Source organism: Variovorax sp. UC122_21 (genome assembly GCF_044056785.1).
Classification (GTDB): domain Bacteria; phylum Pseudomonadota; class Gammaproteobacteria; order Burkholderiales; family Burkholderiaceae_C; genus Variovorax.
In genome coordinates, this window is the sequence record NZ_CP172004.1 from 6,202,147 (window position 1) to 6,221,963 (window position 19,817).

At 70.6% G+C, this 19,817-nt stretch carries 15 protein-coding genes and 3 pseudogenes; 11 read left to right on the top strand and 7 right to left on the bottom strand.

The window, feature by feature from the left end; translation table 11 throughout:
• Window positions 1-36: 36 nt before the first annotated feature.
• Both atzF and ACHMXE_RS41975 read right to left on the bottom strand, forming a co-directional pair.
• Window positions 37-1,758, bottom strand: coding sequence for an allophanate hydrolase (gene atzF / locus ACHMXE_RS41970; protein ID WP_395349363.1), 1,722 nt, complete (start codon window positions 1,756-1,758; stop codon window positions 37-39).
• A gap of 230 nt (window positions 1,759-1,988) precedes the next feature.
• The gene (locus tag ACHMXE_RS41975; RefSeq protein ID WP_395349364.1) at window positions 1,989-2,843 is read right to left on the bottom strand and encodes a M48 family metallopeptidase; all 855 of its coding nucleotides are present in this window, start codon (window positions 2,841-2,843) and stop codon (window positions 1,989-1,991) included.
• Window positions 2,844-2,931: 88 nt separating this feature from the next.
• Here ACHMXE_RS41975 and ACHMXE_RS41980 point away from each other — a divergent pair, with 88 nt between their 5' ends.
• From ACHMXE_RS41980 to ACHMXE_RS42025, 10 genes and pseudogenes are all read left to right on the top strand, one after another.
• Window positions 2,932-4,320, top strand: coding sequence for an AmpG family muropeptide MFS transporter (locus ACHMXE_RS41980; RefSeq protein WP_395349365.1), 1,389 nt, complete (start codon window positions 2,932-2,934; stop codon window positions 4,318-4,320).
• 127 nt (window positions 4,321-4,447) lie between these two features.
• Entirely contained in the window at window positions 4,448-5,653 is a 1,206-nt protein-coding gene (locus ACHMXE_RS41985) for a beta-ketoacyl-[acyl-carrier-protein] synthase family protein (RefSeq protein WP_395349366.1), read from the top strand.
• On the top strand, window positions 5,650-6,471 hold the full coding sequence (locus tag ACHMXE_RS41990) for a beta-ketoacyl synthase chain length factor (protein WP_395349367.1): 822 nt from the start codon (window positions 5,650-5,652) through the stop codon (window positions 6,469-6,471). Before ACHMXE_RS41985 ends, ACHMXE_RS41990 begins: the two co-directional genes overlap by 4 nt.
• Before the next feature lie 13 nt (window positions 6,472-6,484).
• Complete coding sequence (locus tag ACHMXE_RS41995; protein WP_395349368.1) at window positions 6,485-7,669, top strand: NAD(P)/FAD-dependent oxidoreductase; 1,185 nt, start codon at window positions 6,485-6,487, stop codon at window positions 7,667-7,669.
• Complete coding sequence (locus ACHMXE_RS42000) at window positions 7,666-8,136, top strand: hypothetical protein (RefSeq protein WP_395349369.1); 471 nt, start codon at window positions 7,666-7,668, stop codon at window positions 8,134-8,136. Before ACHMXE_RS41995 ends, ACHMXE_RS42000 begins: the two co-directional genes overlap by 4 nt.
• 66 nt (window positions 8,137-8,202) lie before the next feature.
• Window positions 8,203-8,925 (top strand): response regulator transcription factor, encoded by a 723-nt coding sequence (locus tag ACHMXE_RS42005; RefSeq protein ID WP_093344026.1) that lies wholly within the window; start codon window positions 8,203-8,205, stop codon window positions 8,923-8,925.
• A gap of 83 nt (window positions 8,926-9,008) precedes the next feature.
• Window positions 9,009-10,193 (top strand): ATP-binding protein, encoded by a 1,185-nt coding sequence (locus ACHMXE_RS42010; RefSeq protein ID WP_395349371.1) that lies wholly within the window; start codon window positions 9,009-9,011, stop codon window positions 10,191-10,193.
• Between the two features lie 81 nt (window positions 10,194-10,274).
• Entirely contained in the window at window positions 10,275-11,546 is a 1,272-nt protein-coding gene (locus tag ACHMXE_RS42015; protein WP_395349372.1) for an O-antigen ligase family protein, read from the top strand.
• 54 nt (window positions 11,547-11,600) lie between these two features.
• A pseudogene (locus ACHMXE_RS42020) lies at window positions 11,601-12,237 on the top strand (TetR/AcrR family transcriptional regulator).
• A 108-nt stretch (window positions 12,238-12,345) separates the two neighbouring features.
• Window positions 12,346-13,383 carry an NADP-dependent oxidoreductase gene (locus ACHMXE_RS42025; RefSeq protein WP_395349373.1) on the top strand — a complete coding sequence of 346 codons (1,038 nt, stop codon included), beginning with the start codon at window positions 12,346-12,348 and terminating at the stop codon, window positions 13,381-13,383.
• Here ACHMXE_RS42025 and ACHMXE_RS42030 read toward each other — a convergent pair.
• From ACHMXE_RS42030 to ACHMXE_RS42040, 3 genes are read right to left on the bottom strand one after another with little or no spacing between them, the layout of a single operon-like run.
• Entirely contained in the window at window positions 13,380-14,504 is a 1,125-nt protein-coding gene (locus tag ACHMXE_RS42030) for a DUF2827 family protein (RefSeq protein ID WP_395349374.1), read from the bottom strand. The two genes, ACHMXE_RS42025 and ACHMXE_RS42030, sit on opposite strands and share 4 nt — an antisense overlap.
• A 40-nt stretch (window positions 14,505-14,544) precedes the next feature.
• Entirely contained in the window at window positions 14,545-14,754 is a 210-nt protein-coding gene (locus ACHMXE_RS42035) for a zinc-finger domain-containing protein (protein ID WP_057592770.1), read from the bottom strand.
• 5 nt (window positions 14,755-14,759) lie between these two features.
• Complete coding sequence (locus ACHMXE_RS42040) at window positions 14,760-15,713, bottom strand: branched-chain amino acid transaminase (RefSeq protein WP_057592769.1); 954 nt, start codon at window positions 15,711-15,713, stop codon at window positions 14,760-14,762.
• A gap of 214 nt (window positions 15,714-15,927) precedes the next feature.
• Between ACHMXE_RS42040 and ACHMXE_RS42045 the strand changes: the two are divergent.
• A pseudogene (locus ACHMXE_RS42045) lies at window positions 15,928-16,915 on the top strand (recombination-associated protein RdgC).
• A gap of 16 nt (window positions 16,916-16,931) precedes the next feature.
• On the opposite strand, the pseudogene ACHMXE_RS42050 reads toward ACHMXE_RS42045, so the two are convergent.
• Window positions 16,932-18,142: pseudogene (locus tag ACHMXE_RS42050) on the bottom strand (M20 aminoacylase family protein).
• Window positions 18,143-18,186: 44 nt separating this feature from the next.
• Window positions 18,187-19,503 carry an MFS transporter gene (locus ACHMXE_RS42055; RefSeq protein WP_395349375.1) on the bottom strand — a complete coding sequence of 439 codons (1,317 nt, stop codon included), beginning with the start codon at window positions 19,501-19,503 and terminating at the stop codon, window positions 18,187-18,189.
• Between the last annotated feature and the right edge of the window lie 314 nt (window positions 19,504-19,817).

Below are 19,817 nucleotides of genomic sequence, written 5' to 3' on the forward strand. Positions count from 1 at the left end.
AAGACTCCTCGGTCGGGGTTCGAAGACAACAGGGATTCAGGCGGTGCGGCTCGCGAGGTAGGCGCGCCAGCCGCCATGGCGCGTGACCTCTTCGGCGCCGGCCAGCGCATGGCCCTCGCAGATGAAGCCGTGCACCCAGCGGCCGTCGGCCAGCTCGACGCTGCCCAGGCCCAGCGGCGCGGGGATCAGCGCGAGGAAGCCGCCGACCTCGGCCAGCGGCAGGTCCCACACCTCGAGCGCGATCGCGGCGCCGCCCTCGGCGCTGCGCTGCAGGCCGGGCTTGGGCGGCACGGTGCCGGGCAGTGCGTACAGGCGGTAGCGCGGCGCGGTCTGGATGGCCTCGCGCAGCACGGCGCCGCGCTCGGTGAGCTGGCCGTTGAGCGGCATGCCACTGAGGTGCGCGCCGACCACCGCGATCGGCAGCGTCGCGGCCGGCACTGGTGCGAGGCCAGGGATCGGCCGCGGCGCGGGCAGCGGCTCGCCGGTCGCGCCCTGCGCGAGGCCGGTGGCATGGTGGTAGCGCTGGCCCAGTTCGGCCAGCGCGAGATCGCTGCCGCAGCGGCCGATCAGCGTGATGCCGAAGGGCAGGCCATCGGGCCGCAGGCTGCTGGGCACCGAGAGCGCGGCGTAGTCGAGCAGGTTGACGAAGTTGGTGTAGGCGCCGAGGTTGCGGTTGAGCGCCACCGGGTCGGCGCGCATCGCGTCGCGCGTGTAGTGCGTGGGCGCGGTGGGCACCAGCAGCACGTCGATGTCGCGCCACATCGGCTCGGCCTGCTGCGCGAGCGCGCGCAGCCGGGTCTGGGCCTCGAACACGTCGGCCGCGTTGTAGCCGCGGCCCTGCGCGAGGATGCCGCGCACCGGCTCGACGACCTCGGCCTCGTGGCGGTCGAAGAAGGCGCGCACCGCGGCATAGCGCTCGGCCACCAGCGCGCTGTCGTAGAGCAGCGCGGCGGCCTCGGCCAGCGGCGCGAAGGGCACGGTGACGGCCGTGCCGCCCAGGGCCTCGAGGCGCCGGCGCGCATCGGCGAAGGCGGCCTCGGCGAGCGTGTCGCCGAAGAAGGCGAGGCGGTCGGGCACGCCGAAGCGGAAGGCGGCGGGGAAGGGCCTGGCATCGAGCGCGATGTCGCGCGAATAGGGATCGCGCGCATCGAAGCCGAGCGCGGCCTGCAGCACCTCGACCGCGAGCGCGACCGTGCGCGCGAAGATCGAGACGCAGTCGACGCTCTGCGCGGCCGGCACCACGCCGACGGTGCTCAGCAACCCGCGCGAGGGCTTGAGGCCGACGATGTTGTTGAGGCCCGCGGGCACGCGGCCCGAACCGGCCGTGTCGGTGCCGAGCGCGAAGTCGGCCTCGCCGGTGGCGACCACGCGGGCCGAGCCCGAACTCGAGCCGCCCGAGACATAGCGCGCATCGAAGGCATTGCCGACCTCGCCATAGGGCGAGCGCGTGCCGTTGAGGCCGCAGGCGAACTGGTCGAGGTTGGTCTTGCCGAGCAGCGACGCACCGGCATCGAGCAGCCGCTGCACCACGGCCGCATGGACGGCCGGCAGGCGATCGAAGGCCGGGCAGGCGGCGGTGGTGGGGACGCCGGCGACGTCGATGTTGTCCTTGACGGCGAAGCGCAGGCCCGCGAGCGGGGCGGGGGCGGCGGTGGAAGCGGGCGTGGCTTCCCGCGTCTCGTCGTTCTCGCGCGTCAGCGGCTGCGCGAAACGCAGGATCCACGCCGCGGCGGCCGGGTCTTTCTCGTCATGCACCATGATCAGGCATCCAAACTTGTGTACAAGTCGAGATGCAAGCGGCGTGCCAGCGCGCGCGGGCCGCTGCCGACGCGCCTGCGGCGTCGGTCGGTCAGCTATCTATGTATGTGCTCCCTCCCCCGCTGGGGGAGGGTTGGGGTGGGGGCACCGGGCCTTTCAACAGCGCAGACCGCATCCACCGCCCGGAGCCCCCATCCCGGCCTTCCCCCAGAGGGGGAAGGAGGAAGACCTCAGCTCTTCTTGGCGTCCCGGTACAGGTTCTCCACCTTCGGCAGATTCGCCTGCAGCTTGGCGATCCGGTCCGGCCCGCTCGGGTGGGTCGAGAGAAAGCTCAGCCCGCCCTGGTTCTTCGAGGCCGTGGCCATCTTGTTCCACAGCGACACCGAGGCCTTCGGGTCGTAGCCGGCGCGCGCCGCGAGTTCCAGGCCGACGAGGTCGGCCTCGGTCTCGTCGCCGCGGCTGAACTTGAGCGTGAGCAGCTGGGTGCCCGCGCGCGCGGCGAGGTCGCCGACCTGCCCCAGGCCGAGCAGCTGCGCACCGATCGAGAGCGCGGCGCCGGTGCCCGCGCTCTTGGCCATGCGGGCGCGCGCATGCTCGCGCAGCGCATGGGCCATCTCGTGGCCCATCACCATCGCGACCTCGTCGTCGGTGAGCTTGAGCTGCTCGAGGATGCCGGTGAAGAAGGCGATCTTGCCGCCCGGCAGGCAGAAGGCGTTGATCTGCTTGCTGCCGATCAGGTTGACCTCCCACTTCCATTGGCGCGCGCGGCTGTTCCAGGGCGTGGCGAAGGGGATCAGCCGGTTGGCGATGGCGCGCAGCCGCTGCAGCTGCGGATTGCCGTCGCCCGCGAGCGCGTTCTTGGCGCGCGCTTGCTGCAGCAGTTCGCCGTACTGCTGGCCGCCCGCGGCCTCGATGCGGTCGGCCGGCACCAGGTTGCGCGCCACCGAGGCATTGCCGACGTCGACCTGCGCGAGCGCCGGCCCGCTCAGCACCGCGCCGGCCGCGGCCAGCAGGAAGGCGCGCCGCGGCTGCCAGGCCGAGGCATGGGAGGGAACCGGGGCAAAGCGATCGCAGCGTGTGCACATATGGGGCCGGATGATAGGAACAAATGAAGACGTCTTGGTGGATGACCCGGCGGCCGGCAGGCGCGGCGCTCATGGACAATCGCCCCACATGTCTTCCGTCCCGCCCGCCGAATCCACCGCCGCCGGTTCGCCGCCCTGGCGCGACGCCCTGAAGGTCTACCTCGAACCCGCCACCTTGCGCATGCTGGCGCTGGGCTTCTCGGCCGGCCTGCCGCTGCTGCTGGTGCTGGGCACGCTGAGCTTCCGGCTGCGCGAGGCCGGCATCGACCGCGCCACCATCGGCTACCTGAGCTGGGTCGGCCTGGCCTACGGCTTCAAATGGGTGTGGGCGCCGCTGGTCGACCGGCTGCCGCTGCCGCCGCTGACCACCCTGCTCGGGCGCCGGCGCGGCTGGCTGCTGCTGGCGCAGGGGATGGTGATCGCGGGGCTGGTCGGCATGGCGGTCAACGATCCGCGCCAGGGGCTCACGCCGATGATCTGGTGCGCGCTGCTGGTGGCCTTCGGCTCGGCCACGCAGGACATCGCGCTCGACGCCTTCCGCATCGAGTCGGCCGAAACCCGCAAGCAGGCGGCGCTGGCGGCCGCCTACCAGACCGGCTATCGGCTCGCGATGATCTGGGCCGGGGCCGGGGTGCTGTGGGTAGCAGCCTGGGCCGAGGTCGCGCCGGTCGCGGCAGCGGCGGGCGCGGCGGGCGCGGCGGCCGGCGCGGCCTACCAGAACGGCGCCTGGAAGACCGCCTACCTCGTGATGGCCGGCTCCATGATCGTGGGCGTGCTCACGGTGCTGCTGTCGCCCGAACCCGCGCAGCGCTCGCTGTCGGCGCCGCGCAATGCCGCCGAATGGCTGCGCGACGTGCTGGTCGAGCCCTTCGCCGACTTCATCCGCCGCTACAAGTGGCAGGCGGTGCTGATCCTGTCGCTGATCGCGATCTACCGCATCAGCGACGTGGTGATGGGCATCATGGCCAACCCCTTCTACGTCGACATGGGCTTCACCAAGGACGAGGTGGCCACGGTCAGCAAGATCTACGGCGTGATCATGACGCTGGTGGGCGCCTTCGTCGGCGGCGTGCTGTCGATGCGCCTGGGCGTGATGCGGGTGCTGATGCTGGGCGCGGTGCTCAGCGCGGCGAGCAACCTGCTGTTCGCCTGGCTGGCCTCGCGCGGCCACGACCTGACGGCGCTGATCGCCGTGGTCTCGGCCGACAACCTCGCGGGCGGCATCGCCTCGGCGGCCTTCATCGCCTACCTCTCGAGCCTCACCAACATCAGCTACTCGGCCACGCAGTACGCGCTGTTCAGCTCGCTGATGCTGCTGCTGCCGAAGTTCATCGCCGGCTACTCGGGCGTGTTCGTCGATGCCTACGGCTACAGCACCTTCTTCTGTGCCACCGCCCTGCTCGGCGTGCCGGTGCTGGTGCTGGTGGCGCTGGCCTCGCGCACGCTGACGGCGCGCCCGGACAGCGGGAAATCCTGACCCGGCCCCATAGGAAACCGCCGACACGGCCCCACCCCCGCAACTGGTAGGCTTTGCGCTGCTTTCCCCAGCACCGACCACGAGAACTACTCCTCCAACCGCGTCACCGCCCAGCCACGTCCACACCGTGCCCGCCCGCATTCCCCCCCTCCAGATCAGCGCCTACACGGCCACCTCGGCCGTCGGCGTCGGCAAGGAGCCGCTTGCCGAAGCGCTCGAACATTCGCGCAGCGGCCTGCGCGCCAACGACTTCGGCCCCGCGCCGCTGCCGACCTGGATCGGCCGCGTCGACGGCCTCGAAGAGATCCGCCTGCCCGACGCCTTCGCGCGCTGGGACTGCCGCAACAACCGGCTGGCCTGGCTCGGCCTGCAGGCCGACGGCTTCCTCGAGGCGGTGGCCGCGGCGCGCCAGCGCCATGGCGCGGCGCGCATCGCGCTGATCCTCGGCACCTCGACCTCGAGCATCGGCGAGACCGAGCTGGCCTACACCCAGCTCGACGCCGACGGCCATTTCCCGCCCGCGCAGCGCCGCCCGGCGGTGCACACGCCGCATTCGCTCGCGATGTTCGTGCAGGAAGTGCTGGGCCTCGAGGGGCCGAGCGAGACCATCTCCACCGCCTGCTCGTCGAGCGCCAAGGTGTTCGCCTCGGCCGAGCGGCTGATCCGCCTGGGCCTGGTCGACGCGGCCGTGGTCGGCGGCGTCGACACGCTGTGCGGCAGCGTGCTGTTCGGCTTCAACTCGCTCGAGCTGGTGTCCGGCGGGCCCTGCCGGCCCTTCGATCCGGAGCGCGACGGCATCAGCCTGGGCGAGGCCGCGGGCTTCGCGCTGCTCGAGCGCGCCGACGCCGCTTCCGCCACCGGACTGCAGCTGTTGGGCTACGGCGAGGCCAGCGACGCGCACCACATGTCGACGCCGCATCCCGAGGGCCTGGGCGCCGAACGCGCGCTCGACGAGGCGCTGGCACGCGCCGGCCTCGCGCCCGAGGCGATCAACTACATCAACATGCACGGCACCGCGAGCCAGAAGAACGACGAGGTCGAGGGCGCGCTGGTGGCGCGCCGCTTCCCGGCGCGCACGCATGCGAGCTCGACCAAGGGCTTCACGGGCCACACGCTGGGTGCCGCGGGCATCGTCGAGGCGGTGATCAGCCTGCTGGCGATCGAGCGCGGCCTGATGCCGGGCACGGTCAACTCGGCCGCGCTGGACCCGGGCTTCGGCCCGCAGATCCGGCTCGCGCCGGCGCACGGCGAGGTGCGCTACGCGCTCTCCAATTCCTTCGGCTTCGGCGGCAACAACTGCGCGCTGGTGTTCGGCAAGGCGGCGGGAGCATGAGCACCACGCCGACGATCTACCTCGAGGGTCCGGCCTTCTGGACCCCCACCCTGCCCGGCTGGGAGGCCGCGCGCGCGGCCTTCCGCGGCGAGGGCGCGCTCACCGATCCGCCGGCCAAGCGCCCGTCGCCGCAGGTGCTGGCCCCGGCCGAGCGCCGCCGCGCGCCCGACACCGTGGCGCTGGCGCTCGAGGTCGCGGCGGCCGCCATCGCGGGGTCGGGCCGGCAGGCCGTCGACCTGCCCTGCGTGTTCGTCTCGGCGCACGGCGACCTGTCGATCAACGACTACATGTGCAGCACGCTCGCCACCGATCCGTCGGTGCTGTCGCCCACGCGCTTCCACAACTCGGTGCACAACGCCGCCGTGGGCTACTGGACCATCGGCACCGGCTGCATGGCCGCGAGCAATTCGATCTCGGCCTACGACAGCAGCTTCGGCGCCGCCCTGCTCGAGGCCGCGGCGCAGTGCGCGGCCGACCGGGAAGCCGTGCTGCTGGTGGGCTACGACGCGCCCGCCTCCGGCCCGCTGGCGGCCGTGACGGGCAGCCAGGGCCAGCTCGCGCTGGCGCTGGTGCTGGCGCCCGAGCCCACCGAACGCACGGTGGCGGCGCTCGACTGGTCGCTGGCCAGCGGTGCCGCGGCCGGCACGGCGCCCACTTCCGACGCGGCGAAGACGCTCGCGCAGTTCAACCCGATGGCGCAGGCGCTCGGCCTGTTCGAGGCGCTCGCGCGGCTCGACGGCCCGGCCGGCGCCGAAGTGGCGCTGCCGCTGTCCCCCACCCTCTCGCTGAAGCTGCAGTTGCGGCCCGGCGGACACTGACCAAGGAAACCGGATGAAGCCGACCGCCCCCCGCTACGACGCAGTGATCATGGGTGGCGGCCTGGCGGGGCTCACGCTCGCGCTGCAGCTGCGGCAGCGCTTCGAGGACATCTCGGTGCTCGTGCTCGAGCGCCGCGCGCACCCGGTGCCGCACGCGGCGCACAAGGTGGGCGAATCCTCGGTGGAGATCGGCGCCCACTACTTCGACACGGTGCTGGGACTGAAGCCGCACTTCCACAACGAGCAGCTGCGCAAGTTCGGCTTCCGCTTCTTCTTCAGCGAGGGCCGGCGCGACATCGACGGCGTGACCGAGATCGGCGCCAGCCGCTACCTGGCGGTGCCCAGCTACCAGATCGACCGCGGCATCCTCGAGAATTACCTCGCGCAGGAGGCCGCGCGCCACGGCGTGCACTTTGCCGACGACGCCTTCGTGCGCCGCATCGAACTGGCCGAGGACGGCGCCACCCACCACCGGCTGCAATGGACCCAGGGCGGCGAAACGCGCGAGACCGAGGCGCGCTGGCTGATCGACGCCTGCGGGCGCGCGGGCCTGCTCAAGCGCAAGCTGGGGCTGGCGCAGCCCAACGACCACGACGTGAACGCCGTGTGGTTCCGCATCGGCGAGCGCATCACCATCGACCACTGGAGCGACGACGAGGCCTGGCGCGCGCGCTGCGACCCGCAGGCGCGCTGGCTGTCGACCAACCACCTGGTGGGCGCGGGCTACTGGGTGTGGCTGATCCCGCTGGCCTCGGGCTCGCATTCGGTGGGCATCGTGGCCGACCAGAAGCTGCATCCGCTGGCCACCATCGACACCTTCGACAAGGCGATGGACTGGTTCGCCACCTACCAGCCCCGGCTCTACGAGGCGCTCGACGGCAAGCGCCACCTGCTGCAGGACTTCGCGTTCCTGCGCCACTTCTCGTACGGCTGCAAGCAGGTGTTCTCGGACCGGCGCTGGGCGCTGACCGGCGAGGCCGGCCTGTTCCTCGATCCCTTCTATTCGCCGGGCAGCGACTTCATCGCGATCGGCAACACCTACATCACCGACCTGATCGCGCACGACCGGCGCGGCCGCTCGATCGAGGCGCGCGCGCGCAGCTCTACGACCAGATCTACCACTCGTTCTACGAGAGCACGCTGGCGCTCTACCAGGACCAGTACCCGCTGTTCGGCGATCCGGAAGTGCTGCCGGTGAAGGTGATCTGGGACTACGCCTACTACTGGGGCGTGCTGTCGCAGATCTTCTTCCAGGGCCGGCTCACCGACCTGGCGCTGCTGGGCAGCGTGCGCGACGAGCTGCAGCACTGCCAGCGCCTCAACCTCGCGGTGCAGGCGCTGCTACGCGCCTGGTCGGGTGCGAGCGAGAAGCGCAACCGCGCGGCGATGCTCGACCAGGCCTCGATGCCGTGGTTCGCCGAGCTCAACCGCAGCCTCAACGACCGGCTCGACGACGCGGCCTTCAAGGCACGCATCCGCGCCTCGACCGCGCAGCTGCGCCGGCTGGCCGGCGAGATCCTCGCGCGGGCGCGCGACTGCGATCCGGCGCTCGAGGCCGCCGCGCTCGAGGCCCTGCTCGCGCAGCCCGACTACGGCGGCGCGGAGCGGCTCTCGGCCGCGCCGCGCGAAGACGAGACCATGCTCTTCGCCGTGCCGGCCGGTTGACATGGCCGCACGAGGTTTACGCAACTTTACGGAGCGTTCAAGCCAGCTTGCTCCCGGTGGACCACCATGAAGCGCATGAGCACCCCTCAACTCCTGATGATCGAAGACGACCAGCGCCTGGCGCAGATGGTCGGCGAATACCTCACCCAGTCGGGCTTCGGTTTCAACCATGCCGGCGACGGCGCCAGCGGCCTCGAGCAGCTGCAGCAGCACGCGCCCGACCTCGTCATCCTCGACCTGATGCTGCCCGACACCGACGGCCTCGAGGTCTGCCGCCGCATCCGCGCGCTGCCGGGCGCGATCTCCAAGGTGTCGGTGCTGATGCTGACCGCCAAGGGCGACCCGATGGACCGCATCATCGGCCTGGAGATCGGCGCCGACGACTACCTGCCCAAGCCCTTCGAGCCGCGCGAGCTGCTGGCGCGCATCCGCGCCGTGCTGCGCCGCCGCGGCGAGAGCAGCACCGAGGCCGAGGCGGCGTCGATGATGCGTTTCGGCACGCTCGAGATCGACCGCAACGCGCGCACCGTCTCGGTGGCCGGCCAGGTGGCCGACCTCACCTCCTACCAGTTCGACCTGCTGGTCGCGATGGCCGAGCGCGCGGGCCGGGTGCTGACGCGCGACCAGATCATGGAAGCCGTGCGCGGCCGCGAGCTCGAGGCCTTCGACCGCTCGATCGACGTGCACATGGGGCGCATCCGCGCGGCGATCGAGGTCGACGCGAAGAATCCCAAGCGCATCCTCACGGTGCGCGGCGTGGGCTACGTGTTCGCCAAGCAGCAGGACTGAACAGCCGACGGGTCATTTCCGTCTCGCTTGCGGCACCTCTTTCAAAAAGCGCCGGCCCGAAAGCCGCCGCCCCACATCTCCCCATGATCAATCTGTACTCCCGCCATCTCTACGTGCGCATCTGGCTCGCGGTGGTCGGCGGCGTGGTGATCCTCACGCTGATGGCCAACTGGATCGTGCGCGTGGCGGCCGAGGCCGAGCGCGAACGGCTGGCGCCGGTGCCGCGCGAGGTGGTGGTGCTCGACGCGCAGGACAAGCAGATCGGCGCCGGCAAGGCGCTGCGCGTGCCGGGCCAGGGGCTGGAGTTCGACGTGACCCTGAGCGACGGCAAGGAGATCACGCTGCGCGTGGCGCCGCGCGAGCGCGCCACCGGCACCAGCGGCTTCGCGCCCTGGCGCACGCCCTTCGGCCTGGGCTGGATGATCGCGCTGGTCGGCGTGGCGGTGGCGCTCGGCGTCTATCCGATCGTGCGCCGGCTCACCAAGCGGCTCGAGACGCTGCAGCGCGGCGTGCAGCGCTGGGGCGAGGGCGATCTGTCGGTGCGCGTCACCGAGGAAGGGCAGGACGAAGTGGCCGATCTCTCCAAGCGCTTCAATGCATCGGCGGTGCGCATCGAGCAATTGGTGCGCTCGCACAAGTCGCTGCTGGCGAATGCCTCGCACGAGTTGCGCTCGCCGCTGACCCGCATCCGCATGAGCCTGGAGCTCATGGGCGACCAGCCGAGCCCCGCGGCGCGCGCCGAGATCTCGCGCAACATCGCCGAGCTCGACCAGCTGATCGACGAGATCCTGCTGGCCAGCCGGCTCGACGCCAGCGAGGCCGACATGGGCACCATCGAGGCGGTCGACCTGACCGGCCTGGCCGCCGAGGAATGCGCGCGCGTCGACGCCGAGCTCGACCTGGTGGAAGGCACCGACAACGCGGCGCTGACCGTGCCCGGCGTCTCGCGGCTGCTGCGCCGCGTGATCCGCAACCTGCTCGAGAACGCGCGCCGCTACGGCGCCGGCGAGATCTCGGTCGAGCTCGGCAGCGCCGACGGCCAGGCCACGGTGCGCGTGAACGACCGCGGCCCGGGCGTGCCGGCCGCGCTGCGCGAGCGCATCTTCGAGCCCTTCTACCGGCTGCCGGGCGCGAGCGAGCGCAACGGCGGCGTCGGCCTCGGGCTGGCGCTGGTCAAGTCGATCACCGAGCGCCATGGCGGCACGGTGCGCTGCGAGGACCGGCCCGGCGGCGGCGCGAGCTTCGTGATCCGGCTGCCGCGCGGCTGAAGCACGGCGCGGCCAAGCCCCGCGCGCCCCCGGGGTGAAGTCAGGTTGCGCCGGAATGCGGCCCCCTAGAATTCGCGCCCTATGCAGAGATCGCACATCGTCCGGCCCGCGGCCATGTTCTGGGGGCTCGCGGTGTACATGCCGGTCGGCGTCACCTACCTCTCGGCCCTGCTGCTGCTGGTCGCCCTGCTGGTCGCGGGCAGCGGCCGCGAACGCATCGCGCGGCTGCGCGCCAATCCGCTGTGGTGGCCGGTCGTGGCCTATGTGGCCTGGACCCTGATCGTGCTGGCCATCCGGCCGCACTACCCCGAGACCCCCTCGAACCTGGTGCACGGACTGCGCATCGCGGCCACGCTGCTGATGGCGATGGCGCTCGCGCGCGACGAGGCCATGTGGGCGCTGCGCGGCTTCCTGCTGATCTCGGCGCTCAACCTGCTGCTGGTGGTGGTGTTCTACGCGGTCGGCGGCTTCCACATCTGGGCGCCGCTGCGCGGCGTGGTGATGGAGGTCGGCAACAAGTCGATCAGCAATGCGCTGCTGTTCAGCGTGGTGGCATCGACGGCGGCGGTCTGGGGCCTGTCGCGGATCGCGGCGCACCGGCCGCTGCGCGCGCTGCCGGCCTTCGCGCTGGTGCTGCTGCTGGTCGCGGTGGTGGCGCTGCCGCTGACCTCGCGCACCTCGGTGCTGGCGCTGCTGCTGGTGCTGCCGCTGGTGTGCATCCACCAGTGGCGCAGCCACCTGAAGGCGCTGTCGGCCGCGCTGATCGTGGGCGCGGTGGTGCTGGGTGCGGGCCTCTACCAGTTGCCGCAGCTGCAGCAGAAGGTCGAGGTCGGCATCCAGGAGATCGAGAAGGCGCAGGCCGGCGAGATCTTCCACGGCAGCATGGTCATCCGCTACTTCATGTACCGCGACACCGGCCGGATGATCGCCGACCGGCCGCTCACCGGCTGGGGCATCGGCGGCTGGACCGAGCAGTGGCACCAGCGCGGCCCCGCGCTGTTCGCCGACTCGAACATGCCGCACAACGACTTCCTCTGGATGGGCGCGCAGGGCGGCCTGCCGGGCCTCTTGAGCCTGCTCGCGATCATGGTCGCGGCCGTCTGGCAGGCCTGGAAGCGGCCCGACATCGCGGGCCGCTATGCGCTGGCCGCGACCCTGATCGCGCTGATCGCCTCCTGCGTGAACTCGGCGCTGCGCGATGCCCAGATCGGGCTGGCGCTGCTGTGGATCGCGATGGTCTACCTGCGGCTGGCGCAGGAGCGGCAGGACCCCGAGCCCTGGCGCGACCTCTGGCCGGGCCGGCGGATCGGCGGCGAATCCGAGGCCTCGAAGCGCGCGGCGGCACCGGGCTGACTACGAAATCCCGGCACTAGACGACTGGTCTAATCGGCGCTAGAGTCCGGCGCCATGACTGCCGTCGCCACGCCTCCCGACGTTCGCCGCCACATCCTCGACGTGGCGCATCCGCTGTTGCTGCGCAAGGGCTTCACGGCCGTCGGGCTGGCCGAGGTGCTGAGCCTGGCCAAGGTGCCGAAGGGCTCGTTCTATCACTACTTCGGCTCGAAGGAGTCCTTCGGCGAAGCGGTGCTCGAGGCCTATTTCAGCGACTACCTCGCGCGCACCGACGCCCTGCTGGCCGAGTCGGGCACGGGCGCGCAGCAGCTGGTCGCCTACTTTCAGGACTGGCTCGACTCGCAGACCGGCGACGACGCCCAGAGCCGCTGCCTTGTGGTGAAGCTGGGCGCCGAGGTCTGCGACCTGTCCGAGACCATGCGCGCGGCGCTGGACCGCGGCATCCGCCAGATCACCGACCGGCTCGCGCGCTGCATCGAGACCGGCCGCGCCGACGGCTCGCTGCCGGCCGCCGAGGCCGGCGATCCCCGCGCAGAGCCAGGCCCAGACCCAAGCCGTTTCGCTCTACCAGAGCTGGCTCGGCGCCAGCCTGCTCGCGAAGATCGCGCGCGACCGCGCACCGCTCGACCGCACCATGGCCGGCACGCGGCAGGCGCTGGGCCTGGCGCCCGTTCCCACCCCGGTCGGCTGAGAGGCGGGACGACCGATGTCGCTCCCGCCTTTTTGCGGCCGCTTTCTAGACGACCGGTCTAATTACCTGACAGGTCATCGCCCTTCCACCACCCAGGAGCCCCTGCCCATGCCCCAAAGCGACACCGTCAACCGCCGCCTCGTCCTTGCCGCGCGCCCGCGCGGGCTGCCGACGCCCGCGCACTTCCGCCTCGAGGAGGGCGCCGTGCCCGCGCCCGCCGAGGGCCAGGTGCTGCTGCGCACGCTGTACCTCTCGCTCGACCCGTACATGCGCCAGCTGATGGACGAGGTCGCGCCGATCTACGCGGCTTCGGTGCCGCTGGGCCAGCCGATGGTGGGCGGCACGGTCAACCGCGTCGTGGCCTCGAAGCACTCGCAGTTCCGCGCCGGCGAACTCGTGCTCGGCAACGCGGGCTGGCAGGACTACGCGCTGTCCGACGGCCAGGACCTGATGCCGCTGGGCGACATGGCGCGCCCCTCGCTCGCGCTCGGCGCGCTCGGCATGCCGGCCTTCACCGCCCACGTGGGCCTGCTCGACATCGGCCAGCCGAAGCCCGGCGAGACCGTGGTCGTGGCCGCGGCCACCGGCGCGGTCGGCGCGATGGTCGGGCAGATCGCCCGGCTGAAGGGCGCGCGCGTGGTCGGCATCGCGGGCGGTGCGGACAAGTGCCGCCATGCGGTCGAGGTGCTGGGCTTCGACGCCTGCCTCGACCGCCACGATCCCGCGCTGGCCGAGCGCCTCGCCGCGGCCTGCCCGAAGGGCATCGACGTCTATTTCGAGAACGTCGGCGGACCGGTGTTCGACGCGGTGCTGCCGCTGTTCAACATCGGCGCGCGCGTGCCGGTCTGCGGCCACATCGCCGACTACAACGCCGACGGCGAAACCCAGGGGACGAACCGCCTGCCGCTGCTGATGGCGTCGCTGCTGCAGAAGCGCATCCGCATGCAGGGCTTCATCATCCTCGACCACTACGGTGAGCGCTTCGAGGCCTTCCGCCGCGAGATGGGCGACTGGATCGAACGCGGCGAGGTGCAGCCGATGGAAGACGTCGTCGAGGGCCTGGAGAGCGCGCCGGCCGGCTTCATCGGCCTGCTGCAGGGGCACAACTTCGGCAAGCGCGTGGTGCGCGTGGCCGACGAGATCTAGTTGGCGAACAGCGCCCTGATGCGCGCGTCGTGCGCCTCGATGTTCGGCGCATGCGCCGGAGCCAGCGTGCGCAGGAAGGCCGCGTTGGCCTGCGCCTGCGCATCCAGCTGCGCATCGTGCGTCTCGGCCGCGCGCTCGATCGCGGCGGCCGCCTCGAAGACCTCGAACCCGGGGTAGTAGTAGCCCACCTCGCGCAGGAACGGCGAGTTGTGCACCAGTGCGTAGTTGCCGTACAGCGCCTCGTACAGCAGGTAGTTGAGCCCGTTCTCCCACTGGTGCGACACCACGATGTCGGTGTGATGCGCGGCCCATTCGACGAAGGGCCCGCGCGGGTCGGCCGTGGCCTTGCCGTCCTGCACCATGCGCAGCCCCAGCGCGATGTGCTTGAAGGCCGTGTTCTCCTTCTTGTCGAAGGTGTTCGTCATGTACACGTGCTGCACGAGCTCGGGCCGCCGCACATGGCATTCGTTGGCCGCCAGCATCGGGATCAGCGAGCTCTTGACCACGTTGAGGTTCGGCTCGAAGAAGGCGATGCGCTTGGCCCGGCCCTGGTTGCGGTAGCCGAAGCGCGCCTTGAGCTCGGCGTTGGCCGCGAGGCTCTGCTCGAGGAAGTACGGCGACCACACGTGCGGCAGCACGTGCACCGGCGCGCGGTACACGGCCTCGAAGTAGCTCTTGCAGGTGTGGGCGTGCTGCGGGTTGGTCCAGAGCTCGTCGAACTGCACGCGGTGCGGGTTCGGCAGCCAGGGATTGGCCTGGAAGTTGATGGTCTCGACCGCCACCACGTAGTCGTTGCCGAATCGGTAGGACACGCAATGCCCGCCGCGCTGGCGCACCGCCTCGACGTGCGTCGGATGAACGAAGGCGTTCATCTCGATCAGCAGGTCGGTCTGGTGGACCACCGCCGAGAGCGGCCGCAGCGCGCCGGCCAGCTCGCCGAGCATCATGCCCTCGGCATAGGCGGCGACGCCGTCGCCGTGCACCAGCCAGACCTCGCCCACCAGCGGCGAGCGCTTCAGCAGCATGTAGAGGTACACGCAGTGCTGGTTGGCGCCGTTGAACCAGATCGATTGCTGCGCATCGGCCCGGATCTCCATCGTGATCGCGACGTTGATCTTCATGGATGTTCCGGGCCTCCCCGGTCTCTTTTCTATCGCCGCGTCAGTGCCGCGCGGACACCACCTCGCCGGCCTTGAGCCGGTAGGTGGTGCCGCAATACGGGCACCTGGCCTCGCCGGTGCGCGCCACGTCCAGGTAGACCTTGGGGTGGCTGTTCCAGAGCTTCATGTCGGCCTTGGGGCTGGGGCAGAACACGCCGCCCTGGTGGTTGAGCTCCTTCGCGAGGAGTTCGACGACTGCAGTGGTGGACATGTTCTTCAGACCTTCGTGAGCCAGTGGGCGTACTTGGGGTTCTTGCCGTTCACGATGTCGAAGAAGGCCGCCTGGATCTTCTCGGTGACCGGGCCGCGCGCGCCGCCGTCGCCGCGGTTGCCGATCTCGACGCGGTCGAGTTCGCGGATCGGCGTGACTTCGGCCGCGGTGCCGGTGAAGAAGGCTTCGTCGGCGATGTAGACCTCGTCGCGCGTGATGCGCTTTTGCACCAGCTCGATACCGAGGTCCTTGCACACGTGCAGGATGGTGTTGCGCGTGATGCCGTTGAGCGCGCCGGCCGACAGGTCGGGCGTGTAGACCACGCCGTTCTTGACCACGAACACGTTCTCGCCCGCGCCTTCGGACACGAAGCCGCTCGCGTCGAGCAGCAGCGCCTCGTCGTAGCCGTCGTCCAGCGCTTCCATGTTGGCGAGGATCGAGTTGGTGTAGTTGCTGACCGTCTTGGCCTGCGTCATCGTGATGTTGACGTGGTGGCGCGTGTAGCTCGAGGTCTTCACGCGGATGCCGCGCTTCATGCCTTCCTCGCCGAGGTAGGCGCCCCAGGACCAGGCCGCGACCATGGCGTGGATCTTGTTGCCCTTGGGGCTCACGCCGAGCTTCTCGGAGCCGATCCAGATCAGCGGGCGCAGGTAGCAGCTCTCGAGCTTGTTCTCGCGCACGACCTGCTTCTGGGCCTCGTTGAGCTGTTCCTGCGTGAACGGAATCTTCATGCGCAGGATCTTGGCGCTGTTGAACAGGCGCTCGGTGTGCTCGGCCAGGCGGAAGATCGAGGTGCCGCCGTCGGCCGTCTTGTAGGCGCGCACGCCCTCGAAGGCGCCGCAGCCGTAGTGCAGCGTGTGGCTCAGCACGTGGATCTTGGCGTCGCGCCAGTCCACGAGTTCGCCATCCATCCAGATCTTGCCGTCACGGTCGTCGAGCGAGGGGGGGATCGAGCTCATTTCCTGATTCCTTTGGGAGCTTTTGCAGAAAGCCTTCAGCGGGGGGAGGCTGTGGGGTGCGGCCTGAAGGCCGCCAAAGCCGCCGATTTTACGGCGCCGTGCCACGCTTGCCTGACCGGCGCCCCGGGCCATGCAGCGCCGGTGGCGCGAACCGGCCCGACGCCGCGACAATGGCCGGTTCCGCCAAACAAGCGATTGAAGGGAAAGATTCTCCGTGTCCGTATTCAAGAACGTCATCGTCTACCGCATCGAGCCCGGCTGGTCGCAAACGCTGGCCGAGGCCGAGGAAGGCCTGGGCAAGCAGCGCTTCGAGCCCTGCGGCGCCTCGCAGGAGAAGTCGGCCGGCTGGGTCGAGCCGCGCGGCGAGGCCCACGGCCCGCTGGTGGAATCCATCGACGGCCAGTGGCTGCTCGAGTACATGATCGAGAGCAAGTCGGTGCCGGGCTCGGTGGTGCGCCGCAAGCTCGACGAGCGCTGCGCGCAGATCGAGGCCACCACCGGCCGCAAGCCCGGCAAGAAGGAAAAGAAGGACCTCAAGGAGGACATCACGCACGAGCTGCTGCCGATGGCCTTCACGCGCACCGCGCGCGTCACGGTGTGGGTCGACCAGGCCGAGCGCCGGCTGGTGGTCAACAGCTCCAACGCGGCGCGCGCCGACGAGGTGGTCAGCAGCCTGGTGCAGAACTTCACCGGCTTCGGCACCATGCAGCTCAACACCCAGATCGAGCCGGCCGCCGCCATGTCCGAATGGCTGGCCTCGCAGGGAGCCGCCCGCGGGCTTCACCATCGACCGCGAGTGCGAGCTCAAGGCCACCGACGAGTCGAAGGCCGTGGTGCGCTATGCCAAGCACCCGCTCGACATCGACGAGGTCAAGCAGCACATCGCCGACGGCAAGCGCCCGACCCGCCTCGCGCTGACCTGGGACGACCGCGTGTCCTTCGAGCTCACGCACGGCCTGCAGATCCGCAAGATCGTGTTCCTCGAGGGCACCGACGAAGGCGCCGGCGGCGGCAAGAAGGAAGACAACTTCGATGCCGACGTGGCGATTGCCACCGGTGAGCTGGGCCAGCTGGTGCCCGCGCTGCTCGACGCGCTCGGCGGCGAGGCGGCCTTCACCGCGGCGCCGGCCGAGGAAGCACCGAAGGCCGCTGCCAGCGCGACGGCCGTGACCACGGCCGAAGAGGAAGACGCGCCGTTCTGAGCCGGCGCGGCCGGCGTCAGGCCACCAGGTAGGTCTGCGCCAGCCGCACCCAGCAGGCCGCGCCCAGCGGCAGCACCTCGTCGTTGAAGTCGTAGCCGGGGTTGTGCACCATGCAGCCGCCGAACTCGCCTTCGCCGTTGCCCAGCAGCACGTAGCAGCCGGGCAGCTCGGCCAGCATCCAGGCGAAGTCCTCGCTGCCCGCGAAGCCGCGCGGCACCGTGGCCGCCACCTTGTCCGCGCCCACGAGCGCGGCGCACACCTCGGTCATCAGCCGGCTCTCGGCCTCGGTGTTGACCACCGGCGGCACCAGCGGCCGGTAGTCGATGCTGGCCTCCACGCCATGCGCCTGCGCGGTCAGCGCGACGATCTCGCGGATGCGCGACTCGACCAGCGCGCGCGTCTCGGGCCGGGCCGCGCGCACGTTGAGCCCGAGCGCGACCGATTGCGGGATCACGTTGTGGGTGGCGCCGCCGCGAATGAAGCCGACCGACAGCACCGCCGTGTCGTCGGGCGCGACGTTGCGCGCCACCACGCTCTGCAGCGCGGTCACGGTGGCGGCGGCCGCCACCACCGGGTCCTGCGCGCGGTGCGGCATGGCGCCATGGCCGCCCTTGCCCTGGATCGTCACGTCGGCCACGTCGGACGAGAGCGTGACCGGCCCGGCCTGCACGATGAAGCTGCCGGCCGGCACGCCGGGCGCGTTGTGCAGCGCATAGACCGCGTCGCAGGGAAAGCGCTCGAACAGGCCGTCGGCGATCATCGCGCGCGCGCCGCAGAGGTTCTCCTCGTCGGGCTGGAAGATCAGGTTCAGCGTGCCGTCGAAGTCGCGGCTTTTCGCGAGCGCCTTCGCCGCCGCGAGCAGGATCGCCGTGTGGCCGTCGTGGCCGCAGGCATGCATGCGGCCGTGCTGCCGGCTCGCGTAGGGCAGGCCCGTGGCCTCGACGATCGGCAGCGCGTCCATGTCGGCGCGGATGCCCAGGCGCCGCGTGCCGCTGCCGAGCCTGAGCTGCCCCACCACGCCGGTCCGGCCGATGCCGGTGTGCACCTCGTAGCCCCATTCGCGCAGCAGCCGCGCGACCAGTTCGCTGGTCGCGCTCACCTGAAGCCGAGTTCGGGCTCGGCATGGATCCGGCGCCGGATGTCGACGAAGGCCTCGGTGTCGATCTCGATCGGCGGCAGCAGGCGGGACAGGAGCTTGGTGGTCTGGAGGCTGAGTTCGCGGGTCATGGAAGGAAGTCGTTTCGCGGAAAAGGTGGGAAGGAAGGCGGCGCTCAACCGACGCGCCGCTCGCGCAGGCTCAGCAGCGCGCCGATGCTCAGCACGCCGCAGGCCATCATGTAGAAGGCCGGCGAGAGCGGGTTGCCGGTCTGCGCCAGCAGCCAGGTCACGATGAACTGCGAGGAGCCGCCGAAGATCGTGACGCCCACGCTGTAGATCACCGAGATGCCGCTGGCGCGCACGCCGATCGGCAGCATCTCGAGCAGCATCAGGAACATCGGCGTGGTGCCGATGTTCACGCTCGCGGTCAGCAGCGCCGACAGGCACAGCACCAGCGGCACGCTCGGATGGTGGCTGATGAGCCAGAACACCGGGCCCACCGCGACCAGGCTGAACAGCAGCGAGCCGATCGCCAGCGGCTTGCGGCGCTCGAGCCGGTCGGCCAGCCGGCCCGCCACCAGCGACACAACGAACAGCGTGATGCCGGTGACGCAGCCCGACAGCAGCGACAGCGAGGGCGGCATCTTGAGCACGCGGATCATGTAGGTGGGCATGAAGAACACCACCAGGTACATGGTGGCCGTGCCCGCGGTGGTTGCGAGGATGCCCTTGAACACGGTGCCGCCGTGCGCGCGCAGCAGCCGGCCGATCGGGCTGGCTTCGTGGCTCTCGGCCTGGTGCGTTTCCTCGAGGTGCGAGCGGATGTACAGGCCCACCGGCGCGATCAGCAGGCCCAGCAGGAAGGGCAGGCGCCAGCCCCAGCTCTCGAGCGAGGCCTGCGGCAGCAATGCATACAGCAGCGCACCGGTGAGCGCGCCGGCCAGCGCCGACAGGCCCTGGCTCGCGAGCTGCCAGCTGACGCGGAAGCCGCGGCCCTTGACGCCGCCGGCCTCCATCAGCATCGAGGTCGCGGCGCCGACCTCGCCGCCGAGCGAGAAGCCCTGCAGCAGCCGGCCCGCGACGATCATCAGCGAGCCGAACACGCCGGCCGAGGCATAGGTGGGCGCGAGCGCGATGCACAGCGTGCCGGCCACCATCAGCGCGATGGTCAGCGTCATCGCGGCCTTGCGGCCCTTGCGGTCGGCGTAGTTGCCGATGATCACGCCGCCCAGCGGCCGCATCACGAAGCCGATGCCGAAGGTGGCGACCGCGAGCAGCAGCGAACCGAAGGCGCTCTCGGAGGGAAAGAACAGCTTGCCGATCAGCAGCGCGAAGAAGCTGTAGACGGTGAAGTCGTACATCTCGAGCGCATTGCCGATCGAGCAGGCGGCGATCAGCCGGAACTGGCTCTGGCCGCCCTTGGTGGCGGCATTGGCGGGCGTGGCGGAACCCAGCACGGGGCTGGCAGGCAGGGCGGCGGCTTCGCTCATTCGATCTCCACGGGTTGTTGTGCTGTTGTGCGGACGACGGATTCGCGAAGCGCGAACTTCATGCGGCGCATGGCACCCCGAACCCGTGGCGGCGGAGTATTCAGGCAAAGCGCGGTGGCGAGGAATCACAAATTTTCATGCCGATAACCAAATGGCATCCCCCGCAGAAGCGGGGCCGCGAAGCCATCAGTGGAACTACCGAGTGGCGCATTGCGCGCCATTCGCGTGCGTGCGGCCTTCACAATGGCGCGTCGGCGCACCGCCGCCTCCAGAACAAGGACAACACCATGAAGCTCATTCGCCACTGCCTCTGC

Excerpts from the sequence above, each read along its gene's own strand:
- ACHMXE_RS42015 (WP_395349372.1), top strand. The coding sequence starts at position 10,275 with ATGCAGAGATCGCACATCGTCCGGCCCGCGGCCATGTTCTGGGGGCTC.
- atzF (WP_395349363.1), bottom strand. The coding sequence starts at position 1,758 with ATGGTGCATGACGAGAAAGACCCGGCCGCCGCGGCGTGGATCCTGCGT.
- ACHMXE_RS42055 (WP_395349375.1), bottom strand. The coding sequence starts at position 19,503 with ATGAGCGAAGCCGCCGCCCTGCCTGCCAGCCCCGTGCTGGGTTCCGCC.
- ACHMXE_RS42035 (WP_057592770.1), bottom strand. The coding sequence starts at position 14,754 with ATGTCCACCACTGCAGTCGTCGAACTCCTCGCGAAGGAGCTCAACCAC.
- ACHMXE_RS41980 (WP_395349365.1), top strand. The coding sequence starts at position 2,932 with ATGTCTTCCGTCCCGCCCGCCGAATCCACCGCCGCCGGTTCGCCGCCC.
- ACHMXE_RS41990 (WP_395349367.1), top strand. The coding sequence starts at position 5,650 with ATGAGCACCACGCCGACGATCTACCTCGAGGGTCCGGCCTTCTGGACC.
- ACHMXE_RS42040 (WP_057592769.1), bottom strand. The coding sequence starts at position 15,713 with ATGAGCTCGATCCCCCCCTCGCTCGACGACCGTGACGGCAAGATCTGG.
- ACHMXE_RS42010 (WP_395349371.1), top strand. The coding sequence starts at position 9,009 with ATGATCAATCTGTACTCCCGCCATCTCTACGTGCGCATCTGGCTCGCG.
- ACHMXE_RS42030 (WP_395349374.1), bottom strand. The coding sequence starts at position 14,504 with ATGAAGATCAACGTCGCGATCACGATGGAGATCCGGGCCGATGCGCAG.
- ACHMXE_RS42005 (WP_093344026.1), top strand. The coding sequence starts at position 8,203 with ATGAAGCGCATGAGCACCCCTCAACTCCTGATGATCGAAGACGACCAG.
- ACHMXE_RS41975 (WP_395349364.1), bottom strand. The coding sequence starts at position 2,843 with ATGTGCACACGCTGCGATCGCTTTGCCCCGGTTCCCTCCCATGCCTCG.
- ACHMXE_RS41995 (WP_395349368.1), top strand. The coding sequence starts at position 6,485 with ATGAAGCCGACCGCCCCCCGCTACGACGCAGTGATCATGGGTGGCGGC.
- ACHMXE_RS42025 (WP_395349373.1), top strand. The coding sequence starts at position 12,346 with ATGCCCCAAAGCGACACCGTCAACCGCCGCCTCGTCCTTGCCGCGCGC.